The sequence below is a fragment of the Streptomyces sp. NPDC020362 genome (assembly GCF_040642095.1).
Classification (GTDB): domain Bacteria; phylum Actinomycetota; class Actinomycetes; order Streptomycetales; family Streptomycetaceae; genus Streptomyces.
The window spans coordinates 1-12,386 of the sequence record NZ_JBFAET010000006.1; the positions used below are offsets into that span (position 1 = coordinate 1).

Consider the following 12,386-nt stretch of genomic DNA (forward strand, 5'->3'; position numbering starts at 1 on the left):
GTACAAGGTCGAGGCCACGCGTGTCGAGCAGCGCACCGACTTCGACAAGCTGATCGTCGACGTCGAGACCAAGCAGGCGATGCGTCCCCGTGACGTGATGGCCTCCGCCGGTAAGACCCTGGTCGAGCTGTTCGGTCTCGCCCGCGAGCTGAACATCGACGCCGAGGGCATCGACATGGGCCCGTCCCCCACGGACGCCGCCCTTGCCGCCGACCTCGTGCTGCCGATCGAGGAGCTGGAGCTCACGGTCCGCTCCTACAACTGCCTCAAGCGTGAGGGCGTCCACTCCGTGGGTGAGCTGGTCGCACGCTCCGAGGCCGACCTCCTGGACATCCGCAACTTCGGTGCGAAGTCCATCGACGAGGTCAAGGCGAAGCTGGCCGGCATGGGCCTGGCCCTCAAGGACAGCCCGCCCGGATTCGACCCGACCGCCGCCGTCTTCGACGCGGACGACAACGGGGGCACGGGTTACATGGAGACCGAGCAGTACTGAACGCTGCGCCGGGTCACGGAGGAGCCAGGAAGGCAGGGAAGCCGGCGATGAGCACCGGCCGACCGCCCCTGGCTCCCCGAGGGCCCACCGGCGGGGATGCGGACGTCCAAGCCCTCCGAGCCTGATCAAGACGGCGATGGCGGAGGCCATCTCTGGCTTGTCCTGCCTACTGTCCCCCGGGTGCGGCCGAGAACGCCGCCTGCCGCGCTGTCCCCCGTTGGTACCCCGGGGCACGAAACAGCCCTCTCGGAGATCATTCCGAGAGGGCTGCTCAATGCATACTGCCTGGTCAGGCATGGTGCCCCCGGCAGGATTCGAACCTGCGACCCCGCTTTGGGAGTTCGATCTCCCCCAGCCTCGCCGGGGCCGGGTCGAGGGTGCCGGGCTCCCGCAGAGCGAGGGTGCCCGCCCGCCAGAACTCCAGCATCAGGCCGACGAAGACGCCGTTCGAAGACGCCGCCGAAGCGCCAACTGGCGTATGGCAGGGATCTCCTGCTGCGCAGTCCGCATCGGGCCCTGAGCGGGCGTGGCTCAGGGAGCCGCAGCGGCGGCCGGGACGGTGTCGACGTCCGCGAGGACACCGACGGCGCCCACAGAAGAGGCCACGAAGCACCTACCGCCTTCGGCTCGCCCCCAGGAGACGGGTGTCAGCGCTCCGCGCCTGTGCCCGTGCCCGTGCCCGCGGGATCGGTGACGGCCTGTACAAGGTTGCGCTCCAGGCGTTCCAGCGTGCGCAAGGCCGCGGTCTGTTCGTCGGAGTCGAGGTCCGCCGTCACGAGGTCTTCAAGCTGGGCCCAGACCTGCTCGACCTCACGGCGCAGGGCATGGCTGGCCACTGTGGGTTCGATGAGGGATGCGCGCTTGTCGGTGGGTGAGGGGCGGCGGCGGACGAAGCCGGCCTGTTCCAGGCGCCGGACTGTGCGGGTCATGGTGGCGGCGTCGGAGTCCATCAGCCGCACCAGGTCGGCCTGCCGCTGAGGCCCGAGTTCCCACAGGTGCATCATGACCAGCTCCTGGCCCGGGTGCAGGCCGATGCGGCGCAGCAGCTGTCCCGCGAACATGCGATGCAGGCGCGCCAGGCGGAAGATCGCGTGACTGATCGGACCGCCGCCGGCTGCGGCCGGCACCGGGACGGTGGCCTCCCGCCCCGACCCCCCGGGACCCCATCCAGATCCGGCTTCCGGCGTGGACTGCGCCATCTCTTCCTCACTTTCCTGCCCGAGCAACTTAATTCTACCTCCCGGTAGGCCACCCGGCGGTCCGCCCAGGATTCAACAGAGAGACCGTGAGACTGGGGCATGTGACGCGCTTCACATTCGACACAGGGAATGACTGCGGCGGATTTACCTGTTCGGACAGGTGATTTACTTGTTCGGACAGGTAACCACTCGGTGCGGGCAACACCAGAGCGCCCGGACCGCGCAACAGCACTCACCCGAGGAAGAAGCCATGACCACTGCTTTCGATCCGATCGACCTGGGCGGCAAGCGCCTGGCCAACCGCGTCGCGATGGCACCGATGACCCGCAGCCGCGCCTTCGGACCCGGTGCCGAGCCGACCGAGCTGATGGCGACGTACTACGCGCAGCGCGCCGGTGCCGGGCTGATCGTCACGGAGGGCGTCCAGCCCTCGCCGGTCGGCCAGGGCTACCCCGACACCCCCGGCCTGCACACGCCCGGGCAGGTGCAGGCGTGGCGGACGGTGACCGACGCCGTGCACCGCAAGGGCGGCGTGATCTTCGCCCAGCTGATGCACACCGGCCGGATCGGCCACCCGAGCCTGCTGCCCGACGGTCTCGTACCGGTGGGCCCGTCGGCGGTGGCCGCCAAGGGCCAGGTCTTCACCCACGAGGGACCGAAGGAGTTCGTGACGCCGCAGGAACTGAACGAGGCGGAGATCCGGCAGACGATCGCCGACTTCGCCGACGCTGCCCGCAACGCCATCGAGGCCGGGTTCGACGGCGTGGAGATCCACGGCGCCAACGGCTACCTGATCCACCAGTTCCTCGCCCCCAACACCAACCGGCGCACCGACGCCTGGGGCGGTACCACCGACGGCCGGATCCGCTTCGCGGTGGAGGTCGTCACGGCCGTGGCCGAGGCGATCGGCAGCCACCGGGTCGGCCTGCGGATCTCGCCCGGAAACCCGTACAACGGCATCTCCGAGGACAACCCGGTCGAGGTCTACGAGGCGCTGCTGGACCGGCTCGCCGGCCTGGAGCCGGCCTACCTGCACCTGCTGGAGGGCCCGGACCGCGACCTGACCGTGCGACTGCGCAAGGCCTGGCCCGGCACGTTCGTCCTCAACCCGTTCACCCACCCCGACGTCACCGGCCCCGACGCGCTGAAGCTGATCGAGGACGGCAGCGCGGACATGATCGCCTACGGCGCGCTGTTCCTGGCCAACCCCGACCTGCCCCGGCGTCTGGCCGCCGGCGGTCCGTTCAACACCCCGGACCAGGCCACCTTCTACGGCGGCGACCACCGCGGCTACACCGACTACCCCGCCCTCACCGCCTGAGCGGCGAGGCCGTCGACATGGCCGCACAGTGAGTCAGAGCACGTGCGGCTCCCTTCCCCACCCACCTCTAACAGGGAGTTCCTGATGTCCAGAGCGATCACATTCTCCGAGTACGGCGCGCCCGAGGTGCTGCGGCTGACGGAGGTCACCACGCCGGAGCCCGGCCCGGGCCAGGTCCGGATCCGAGTGCGGGCCGCCTCCGTGAACCCCCTCGACATGAAGATCCGATCCGGGCTGATGGCCAGCGCCGTCCCCGCCCGGTTTCCCGTGACCCCCGGCCTGGACGCCGCCGGCGTCGTCGATGCCGTCGGCGAGGGAGCCGATGCGGCCGTGGGGGACGAGGTCCTCGGTTCCGCCGTCGGCGGAAGCTACAGCGAATACGCCCTGCTCGACCGGCCGGTGGCCAAGCCCGAAGCCCTGTCGTGGGAAGCCGCCGCCTCGCTGGTCACCGTCGGCCGGACCGCGTTCCGTGTCCTTGGGCAGTTGGGCGTGCAGGCGGGTCAGACCCTGCTCGTCCATGGCGCGGGCGGCAGTGTGGGCACCGTCGCGGTGCAGCTGGCCGCCGCCCGCGGCATCACCGTCATCGGGACGGCCGGCGAGCACGACATCGAGCGCATCACCGCACTCGGAGCCACTGCCATCCCCTACGGCGACGGCTGGGCGGAGCGGGTGAGGGCCGCGGCCCCCCAGGGAGTCGATTTCGTCTTCGACGCCTCCGGCGCCGGGGTGCTCGCCGACTCCGTCACTCTGACGGGTGACAGCTCACACGTCATCACCATCGCCGACATGTCCGCCGCGCAGCACGGCGTCCGATTCAGCGCCGGCAGCACCGATCAGGCCGAGGAATCCCTGCCGGAGCTGGTGCAGCTGGCCGCCGCCGGCGGGCTCACCCTGCCGATCTGGCGCACCTACCCGCTCGCGGAAGCGGCACAGGCGCACAGCGACCTGGAAGCCCACCGCAACCGCGGCAAGGCCGTCCTGCTGCCCTGACCCAGCCATCGCCCTGGTACGCCCGCGCCAGAGGCAGCACCGACCTCACCTCACGATCCGAAAAGGGACCAACCGCGATGTCCACCCGCAACCTGCCCGAAGCGGTCTTCGCCCGCACCGTCCTGGGCTCCGGCCCCGGCCTCGCCCTCGCCCACGGCGCCGGCAGCAGCGTGGCCGGCACCTACGGCCCGATCCTTCAAGGCCTTGCCGACCGCCACACCGTCGTCGGCATCGACTACCCGGGCAGCGGCGACACCCCCCGCTCCGCCACGCCGCTCTCGCTGGACGACCTGGCCGACCAGCTCGTCGCCGCCGCCGTCGCCGAGGGCCTGGACACCTTCGCTCTGTCCGGCTACTCCCTAGGCGGCCCCGTCGCCATCCGCGCGGCCACCCGTCACCCCGATCGCGTCACCGCTCTCGTACTGACCGCAACCTTCCCCCACCGCGACAACCGCCTCGCTCTCGCCCTGCCCATCTGGCGCAAGCTGGCCGAGAGGGGGGACCGAGAACTGCTGGCCGAGTTCCTCACGATGATGGCCCTGGGCGCCGACGCGCTGGAAGCGATGTCGGACGAGCAGCTCCAGCAGGCCATCGGATTCACCGCCGCCGGCGTCGCCGAAGGCACCCCCGAGCACGCTGAACTGGCTCCCCGGGTCGACGTCCGCGACGATCTGGCGCGGATCCAGGCCCCCACCCTGGTCATCTCCACCACCCAGGACTGGTTCACCTCCACCCGCCTGCACCACCAGCTCGCCGACACCATCCCCGGCGCCCAGCTCGTGGAGATCCACACCGGCCACCTGCCCATGGTGGAACGGCCCGAGGAATGGCAGAAGCTCATCAACGTCTTCCTCGACCAGCACAACGCCTGAGCACACATTCGTACGGTCCGCACCGGCAACAGGCTCCACCAATGAGGCTCCGCCCAGGTCTGCTGTTGTCCGTGCTGTGCCCTGCCGAGGCCGGAGGTGCCGGGGCGAGCGGTCAGCGGAGCAAAACATCCGGCTCAGTCACCGTCAGCGCTTCTGAGCCCCTTTCCAGACCGGGGAAGGGGCTCGACCGGTCACGCTGCACCTGAGCTTCCGCTCCGGCTCTGACGACCCGCGTACAAGTGCGCGGGGTCTGCTCCGTCCAGGTTCCCACCGGCAATGGCCCTGCCTGCGTTCACTGGCCGGCGCTGGTTTCGATGTGGTATCTCGTCAGCGCGAACAGGATCAGGAGGTCGAGCGTCATCACGGTGATGGACCACACCGGGTAGTACGGAACGAACATGAACTGGGTGATCAGGCTGATCCCCGCCACCGCTGCGCCGACCCCGCGGCCCCAGCTCTTGTCCGTCAGGACTCCCAGGCCGGCGACGACGAGCGCCACTCCGACGACGAGGTGGATGACGCCCCAGGCAGTCAGGTCGAAACGGTAGGCGTAGTGGGACGAGACGGCGAACAGGCTGTCCTGCGCGATGCCTGATGCGCCCATGAGAATGCTGAGCGGTCCGCTGAGCATCATCATGGCCCCGGCGGCCAGGGACGCACTGTTGATCGTTCTGCTGCTGTCGGGCCCGCCGTGCCCTCGCTGTGTCTTGCTGGACATCGCTGTCATGGCCGTCGCCTTCCTGTACAGCGCGGTCACCGACGCACAATGGCCGTGCGAAGCCAGCCGCGTCTCCCTGACAGGATCACCGCAATCCTTCGGCGCCGCGACTGCACCCGACTCCCGCCCGGCCCAGCACGACCACCAGGCCGAAAGAACAACCGGCCAGCCCAAGGCGACGACGTGCACACACCCCATGAGGCGCAGTCGGCGAAACAGCAAACGGCGAAGTCAGCCACCCCGAAATCTCGCCGCACAGCTTGAAGACGCAACCTCGGCAGTCTTCCGACCCGCCAAGCAGCAGCACCTCAACCACCCGCCCCAGCCCCCGCTCACCCCAGTGCGCGTGACCACTCGAAGCAGGCGCCGGACCGGCGTTCCCGACCGTCAGGGGCTGGAGCTTCTTGCCCGTCGGGCCGATCTGGACGGGGGCCTCCATCTGCGGGCAGTGGCCACGTACAGCCACTACGAGCCACTACACCTCCAAGGGAACATACGTACGGGAAGGTAATAAAATCACCCCGTAGGGCCCTGGCCGTGACCACCGAGCATGAGGGCGGGAAGCCGGCATGAGGAGTTCCCGAGGCGACGACGACCCCCATGACCACACGCGCCGGCTCGGAGCGGGCTGCGGGGCGTCGCGTACCGCCCGCCGCCCGGCTGTGCTGGCGCCGTCCGCGGTCCTGCTGATCGCGGGCTGCACCTTGCCCCCAGCAGGTACCACCGCCCTGTCGGACGCGCCGCTCACACCTGCGGTGACGGCGAGCGCGCCCGACCCCACCGCTTCGGCGCTGAAGCCCATCGATCCGGCCGAGCTCCGATCCGCCGTGGAGCAAGCGGCGAAGAAACTCATGGTCCCGGGCGCGATGGTCCTGGTGCGCACCCCGCAGGGAACCTACCGGGCGACCACGGGCACAACCGAGCTGGGCACAGCCGGACCCCCCACCACGGCCGACCACTTCCGGATCGCCTCCAACACCAAGACGATGACCTCGGCCCTGATCCTCCTCCTCGCCCAGGACGGCAAGCTCCGACTGACCGACCCGGTGTCCGCCTACGTTCCCGGAGTGCCGGGCGGCGAACACATCACCATCGCCGAGCTGCTGAAGATGCGCAGCGGACTCTACAACTACACCGAAGCACCCGAACTCGCGGCGAGGATGGACGCCGACCCGGGCAAAGCCGTGACGCCGCAGGACATGCTGGACATCGCGTTCCGGCACCCGCCGAACTTCGCGCCCGACGCGTCCTACGAGTACAACAACACCAACTACGCCCTGCTGGGCCTCGTCGCCGAGAAAGCGGGCGGCCACCCATTGGCCCAGCAGTTCCGGAACCGGCTGTTCGCCCGGCTCGGCCTGACGGAGACTTCGCTGCCCGGCGCCCACGATCTGTCCCTCCCCGCCCCCTACTCACACGGCTACATGTACGGCGGATCGGCCTACGCACTGGTCGACCGGCCCTACCCCGCCGACATGCAGGCGGCGGCCCGGTCCGGAAAGCTCCACCCGCGGGACTACACCCATCAGAACCCCTCCTACGCCACCGCCGCCGGAGGCGCCATCTCCTCCGCCGACGACCTGGCCACCTGGACCAGAGCCCTGGTGAGGGGCAAGATCCTCGGCCCCACGTTCCAGCGACAATGGCTGCACGGCCCGCAGGCCGAGGACCCGGCCGCACCCGGCGGACAGAAGTACGGTTACGGCATCGCCCACCAGCGCTTCGGCCCGCACGCCGCGATGTACTACCACGGCGGTGAACTGCCGGGCTACAACTCCTTCATCGGCCACGACCCGGACAACGACGTCACCCTCGTGATCTGGACGAACCTGACCCTGTCCCCCGACGGCCGGACCACCGCCCAAGCGCTGCTGCCCACCGTCCTCAACCACATCTACACCGGCCTCTCCCTCCCCACCGGCGCCGGTTGGGCCGCTCCGGTGAGGCCACGCCTCAGGGCCCTGGCGCAGCCCGACTGCTCCGGCCTCCGGAGCGCCCGACCAGCGCTGTTCACGGCGTCGGCCCGCGGGACAACCATGCGGACGAGCGAAGACAGGAGGGCAGGCCAGGGCAGGCCAGACCTGTGGGGAGAGTTGTGTCCCTGACGACGCAGGCACCGCGGACCTGCAGCCACGGGCCGTCGTCGGTGCCGGTGTCCGTGTCGGGTGTCCGTGTCGGTGTCGGTGTCGGTGTCGGTGTCGGTGTCGGTGTCGGTGTCGGTGTCGGTTCGATCGTGCTCGATCGGGAGCGCCCTCGGTGGCGACCGGCGCTCACTTCGCACGGGCTGCCTTGCGCGAGCTCGGGCGCTGGGCAGGAAGTCTTGGCAATGTTCTGACACACGGCCTGTTGACCCCGGCTTCCGCGGAGCGTTGGATCTTCCCTGCCCGTGCGGTGTCCGGGCAGAGAGCTGGGACGATGACTGAGGACGCCAGACCCGGGCTGATAAGGGTGGTGAGCTTCGAGCAGACGTCCGCCCTGATGATGGGCGCGGGCGCGTTGCTGTCCGAAGGGGTGCTGCTTGCCCTGATCGGTACGGCATACCGGCTGGAGACCCTGCTGGTGGGAATGGTTGCGGTCACTCTTGTGTGCCTGGCGTTGCTGCCGCTCGGTTCCCGTCTGCCCGCCCGGCTTCGCCGCAGGTACGAGCATGCCGCGCAGATGGACGGCCTCGATGAACCGCACGCCGGCCAGGATGCCGCGCGGCGGCTGTCGCTACGGCGCACCGTGGGACTCGTCAGCGCGACAGCCTGCTGGATGACGCTCATCGGCCTGATGTTCCAGGAGGTGATGCCACCCGTGATGCTGGTGCCGATGGCCTTGACCCATTGGGCGCGGTCCCGAGCGACCGCGCGGTGGGAGCAGGCGAACGGGGCGACCCTGTGGCAGGGCGTGCCGGGACTGCTGGGTACCCGAGGCCCGATATTCCGTGAGCCGACGGAATACACGACGTGAACCCACGACTTCTTCGTCCCGAAGCAGCTTGAACGGGGGCTCCGCCTCAGGCTCGTGTGCCTTCAACCTGCGCTGATGGTCCGCACGCTCAGCGCTCCGACGCCAACTGATGTTGACGGTTCTGGTGCGGGTATGCAGGTCTCAGACGTCTCGGCGCTGGGGGCACATGAGTGGGATCGTTGACCAATTACCGACGTTGCTAGGGGTGGTAGTCGGTGGCCTCATGTCCTACGTGGTTGGAGCGCTCGCCGAGCGCAGCCGATGGCGTAGGCAACAGGAGACCCGCTGGGATCCGCAGCTCCTTCAGGCGTACAGCGATTACGGCCATGCAGTGAAGGAGTGCGCCGTTCGCTACCAGCGGCTCGCTGCGTACCGCGGTCTCACTGACCATCCGGCTCCCCTGGAACCGACCGAGGAGCTGTTGGAGGAGGCTGCGACAACCGAGGCCCGGCGGTCGGCCATGGTGGAGACCCTCAGGCTTCTCACCACTGCAGAGACAGCTGAAGCAGTGAGGAAACTCAATAGGTGCCTTTGGCATCTCGAGTGGTTGGCCCGCGGTCAGTTGGCTGGCAGCGCATCATCGTGGGCCCAGGCTTTCAGCGAATACCGGGCTGCGCGGGTCGAGTTCTACCAACATGCTCGGCGGAGCCAATAGAGGTCGACGTTCGGCCTCTCGGAGTGGCTATCGGTCATGGGCGGTTGCTGGGGTTGCTGTACTGCAACGGCGCCGACCGCGCGCTCCCGGATGTCCTCTCCTCCGGCCCAGCAAGATAATTCAGCGGTTCTCTGGGGGCTGAGCTGTTGCTCCCTCCATGGCGTCGCAATGGTGCAGCTCAACGCTGGCCTGCCTGACCGTATCCAGCGCCACAGGTATGGGCGCCATCGCCTAATACCCCCGGACGGCGTAGCTGTCGCGACGGATCGAACGGGTATCCCTGCTTGGAACACACGCCCGCAGAGCCGGCCACCGTTGGCCGGGTGCGGCAGGCGGTTCACCACTCTGGTGACGCGATTCGAGCAATGAAGGGAACCGGCCCATGACGACTCAACTCGTCCGTCTTCTGCCCGACTTCAGGGTGGCCAAATTCCGGGAGGCGACTCACACCAGCGAAGGTGAGATCGTCATCGAGGAAGAAGTTCGTTTCGATAACCGGATCGCAACGAACGCCCATGGTGACCACCTCGTGGAGGCATCTCTGAAGGGCTTCGCCCTGGAGTTCCTGGACTCTCGCGATGTGAGCTGGGAAGCCGTTCTGGGGCGCGAGGAAGTCAGGGTCGACGTCATTAGTGTTGACGGTCGGAGAGTCAAGGTGCAGTTGGTGGCACGGCTTCGCCCGATGACCGCGGGGCCTGGATTCCATTTCCGTGCCAGTGGGCAGGCGCTTGTCTCGGCGCTGACTGAGGCGGATCAGGCTTAGAGACTGTCCGGCGGTCATGGGCGGTGCCAGAGGCGCACGACGGCAAGAGTTGCCGTGCCATGAAGGGCGTATGCGCACAGACCCTTTTCCACTCCCCGAACCGTGACGGCAGATCCTGCTACGGGGTACCCGCACTCCGGGGAACCGGAGGGCACCGAGCCTCCGGAGCACCTGAAGCCACGTCGGGAGCCGGAATTCTGGGCGTTCCACTCCCCGCCTGGTGGCGTCGTAACTGGACGCGCACCGGAGCCGTGCAGGTAGAGGCCGCCGACGGGAAGTCGTAGAGAAAGTCGTAGCTCAGCCGCGGTTGAAGTACGTCACCTCAGCCGCATCACGGGCTCACACGCCAGCAGACACCAACGAGCCCCCTCCCGAACAGGGAAGGGGCTCGTCAGGTCACACAGAGCTGCACGCCCCCGGGAGCGACTCAAACCCACTCCACCTCGGAGACGATGTGCGGGGCACTTCCAGGCCCGGCAGCGGCGTCCGAGACGACGCCGGCTGCCGGTCGGGCCGATCTGGATGTGGGTGTCCATCTGCGGACAGGTAGCCACCCCCATCCGCGCCACGGTGTTCAGTCAAGAACCGCGAGGTGGTCGGCGGCCCCTCCGCGCCACTCGATCATGAAAAGCGTTGCATCGTCGGTGGTGTGCCCGCCGCGTTCCCTCTTCAGCAGGTGGGAGAGCCGGCGCAGATCCGCCCGTAGCCCCTCTGACGGCTTCTCCCCCAGGCGGTTGACGCAGCGGGTGAGGCGTTCCTCGCCGAACAGCTCCCCGCCGGCGACGTGCTCATCGATGATGCCGTCGGTGTAGTACAGCACGCGGTCGCCTCGTTGGAGCGTGTGCTCTCTGATCCGGGGCACCTCACCGCCGAAGCCGACGGGCAGTGTCGTCGCGCTCTCCAGTTGCTGCACCACCCGGCCGTCGCGGATCAGCAGTGGCGCGGGGTGGCCCGCGTTGACCAGTTCCATCTCACCGGTGGCGATGTTCATGTGCATCAGCTGCGCCGTGACGAAGTGGTCGGGGCCGAACTGCCGGGAGATGGCATCGTCCATGAACGCGTACTTCTCAGCCAGGTCGATGAACACGCGCCGGGCATGCCGGTAGGCGCCGATGGCCACGGTCGCCATCGTGGCGGCGTCCAGGCCGTGGCCCATCGCATCGATCAGCGCGACGTGCAGGATGTTGTCGTTGAGGGTGTAGTCGAAGCTGTCTCCGGCGACGCGGTAGGCGGGTTCCAGGATGCCGGCCACCTCGACCTGCGGCACGGACATCGACAGCGGCGGCAGCAGGCTCCACTGGATCTCCGCGGACACGCTCATCGGCTCCCGGCGCCGGGTCCGGAAGAACTGGTCGGTGTAGGCGTTCTTGGTGACCAGCATGTCGGCGACCAGGCTGGCGAGCCTGCGCAGCAGGCGCCGGTCGTCGGCGCCGACGACCTTCAGGGTGAGGGCCATCACGCCCACCTGGTCGCTGCCGTCCAGCAGCGGCAGGTACATCCGGACGCCGCCGCGGGCCTGCGGCACCTCGACGACCTGCCCGCGCAAAAAGGCCCGGCCGGCGGGGGAGTCAATCACCGGCTGGGGCTCGCTGACGTGCAGTTTTCTGCCGGGCAGCGGCACCAGCAGCTCCTGCGCGTAGTCCTGGAGCAGGATGGAGACGTCACGGCCTCCGATCCTGGCCACCTCCTCCGCGATCAGCGGGGCGATCAGCTGCGGCGGCAAATACGGCGCTCTGTCCAGCAGCACGCCGAGCAGCCGCTCGCCGAAACCCTCCGAGCGGTCCTCCGGGATCTCCTCGCCCATGGCTCGGTTCACCATCTCTTTCCGGCGCTCACCCTGGTCACCGCCTGCGCACAACGTGACCTGGGAAGCCCGCCCGAGCGGCCTATTAGGCCATGCGCGGCATGTCGGGCCCAGCCCAATGCCGGGCTCCGGGCTCTCGACCTGGTGCAGAGTCTGACCAGGCGGTCCAACGGTGAGCCCAGGCCCGTGTCCACCGTGAGCACCGCCTCCCCGAGGCGACGCACACGTGAGGTCGGTGGAACGGCTTTGGCCGGGAGCTGCTTTGGCGCGAGTGATCGTGGCCCCGTGGGCCTTCCGGCGCGTCGGGCAGTCTGTGGGCCTGCCCGGTGCAGCACGACGTTGGGGCCATGACCTTCGCGGTTCGCGCCAAAGTGGCTGCCTAAAGCCGTGGAGCAGACCGCCCCAGCCACGACGTGGTCTGACCTCATGCTCCGTGTTCCTGCCTCTTGGGCGGGAGCGGGCGGCCGACGGCGCCGAGGGGGGCGGAGCCATGAGTGCGGGCGCCGCCGGGCGCGGCCGGCACAGCCGCCGCCTCCTCCTCGCTCACCCCCGCCAGCGCCCCAACCACCCGATCGAGCGCCCTGCCCGCCTCAGTGCGCGTGACCACTCGCAGCCGGCG

The 12,386-nt window shown here is 68.9% G+C and carries 10 protein-coding genes and 1 pseudogene; 8 read left to right on the top strand and 3 right to left on the bottom strand.

Annotated features, from left to right (window positions below; translation table 11 throughout):
- Positions 1-493: DNA-directed RNA polymerase subunit alpha C-terminal domain-containing protein (locus tag AB0H32_RS04340; protein ID WP_361113994.1), on the top strand; the 493-nt coding region annotated here is incomplete at its 5' end.
- Positions 494-1,140: 647 nt separating this feature from the next.
- On the opposite strand, the gene AB0H32_RS04345 is transcribed toward AB0H32_RS04340, so the two are convergent.
- On the bottom strand, positions 1,141-1,692 hold the full coding sequence (locus tag AB0H32_RS04345; protein WP_361113997.1) for a MarR family transcriptional regulator: 552 nt from the start codon (positions 1,690-1,692) through the stop codon (positions 1,141-1,143).
- Between the two features lie 250 nt (positions 1,693-1,942).
- On the opposite strand from AB0H32_RS04345, the gene AB0H32_RS04350 reads away from it, so the two are divergent.
- The 3 genes from AB0H32_RS04350 to AB0H32_RS04360 all read left to right on the top strand — a co-directional run bounded on the left by AB0H32_RS04350 (position 1,943) and on the right by AB0H32_RS04360 (position 4,875).
- On the top strand, positions 1,943-3,013 hold the full coding sequence (locus tag AB0H32_RS04350) for an alkene reductase (RefSeq protein WP_361114001.1): 1,071 nt from the start codon (positions 1,943-1,945) through the stop codon (positions 3,011-3,013).
- An 84-nt stretch (positions 3,014-3,097) separates the two neighbouring features.
- Entirely contained in the window at positions 3,098-4,003 is a 906-nt protein-coding gene (locus tag AB0H32_RS04355; protein WP_361114004.1) for an NADP-dependent oxidoreductase, read from the top strand.
- A gap of 77 nt (positions 4,004-4,080) precedes the next feature.
- Positions 4,081-4,875: an alpha/beta hydrolase gene (locus tag AB0H32_RS04360; RefSeq protein WP_361114007.1), complete on the top strand. Its 795-nt coding sequence runs from the start codon at positions 4,081-4,083 to the stop codon at positions 4,873-4,875.
- A gap of 292 nt (positions 4,876-5,167) precedes the next feature.
- Here the strand turns inward: AB0H32_RS04360 and AB0H32_RS04365 are convergent, their stop codons facing one another.
- Positions 5,168-5,782: a hypothetical protein gene (locus AB0H32_RS04365; protein WP_361114010.1), complete on the bottom strand. Its 615-nt coding sequence runs from the start codon at positions 5,780-5,782 to the stop codon at positions 5,168-5,170.
- 380 nt (positions 5,783-6,162) lie between these two features.
- On the opposite strand from AB0H32_RS04365, the gene AB0H32_RS04370 reads away from it, so the two are divergent.
- The 4 genes and pseudogenes from AB0H32_RS04370 to AB0H32_RS04385 all read left to right on the top strand — a co-directional run.
- Entirely contained in the window at positions 6,163-7,698 is a 1,536-nt protein-coding gene (locus AB0H32_RS04370; protein ID WP_361114013.1) for a serine hydrolase domain-containing protein, read from the top strand.
- A 310-nt stretch (positions 7,699-8,008) separates the two neighbouring features.
- On the top strand, positions 8,009-8,545 hold the full coding sequence (locus AB0H32_RS04375) for a hypothetical protein (RefSeq protein WP_361114016.1): 537 nt from the start codon (positions 8,009-8,011) through the stop codon (positions 8,543-8,545).
- 1,037 nt (positions 8,546-9,582) lie between these two features.
- Positions 9,583-9,963, top strand: coding sequence for a hypothetical protein (locus AB0H32_RS04380; protein ID WP_361114019.1), 381 nt, complete (start codon positions 9,583-9,585; stop codon positions 9,961-9,963).
- A 125-nt stretch (positions 9,964-10,088) separates the two neighbouring features.
- A pseudogene (locus AB0H32_RS04385) lies at positions 10,089-10,235 on the top strand (SAM-dependent methyltransferase); the annotation flags it as partial.
- 302 nt (positions 10,236-10,537) lie between these two features.
- Here the strand turns inward: AB0H32_RS04385 and AB0H32_RS04390 are convergent.
- Positions 10,538-11,767, bottom strand: coding sequence for a PP2C family protein-serine/threonine phosphatase (locus AB0H32_RS04390; RefSeq protein WP_361114022.1), 1,230 nt, complete (start codon positions 11,765-11,767; stop codon positions 10,538-10,540).
- Between the last annotated feature and the right edge of the window lie 619 nt (positions 11,768-12,386).

Excerpts from the sequence above, each read along its gene's own strand:
- AB0H32_RS04350 (WP_361114001.1), top strand. The coding sequence starts at position 1,943 with ATGACCACTGCTTTCGATCCGATCGACCTGGGCGGCAAGCGCCTGGCC.
- AB0H32_RS04360 (WP_361114007.1), top strand. The coding sequence starts at position 4,081 with ATGTCCACCCGCAACCTGCCCGAAGCGGTCTTCGCCCGCACCGTCCTG.
- AB0H32_RS04390 (WP_361114022.1), bottom strand. The coding sequence starts at position 11,767 with ATGGGCGAGGAGATCCCGGAGGACCGCTCGGAGGGTTTCGGCGAGCGG.
- AB0H32_RS04375 (WP_361114016.1), top strand. The coding sequence starts at position 8,009 with ATGACTGAGGACGCCAGACCCGGGCTGATAAGGGTGGTGAGCTTCGAG.
- AB0H32_RS04345 (WP_361113997.1), bottom strand. The coding sequence starts at position 1,692 with ATGGCGCAGTCCACGCCGGAAGCCGGATCTGGATGGGGTCCCGGGGGG.
- AB0H32_RS04355 (WP_361114004.1), top strand. The coding sequence starts at position 3,098 with ATGTCCAGAGCGATCACATTCTCCGAGTACGGCGCGCCCGAGGTGCTG.
- AB0H32_RS04380 (WP_361114019.1), top strand. The coding sequence starts at position 9,583 with ATGACGACTCAACTCGTCCGTCTTCTGCCCGACTTCAGGGTGGCCAAA.
- AB0H32_RS04370 (WP_361114013.1), top strand. The coding sequence starts at position 6,163 with ATGAGGAGTTCCCGAGGCGACGACGACCCCCATGACCACACGCGCCGG.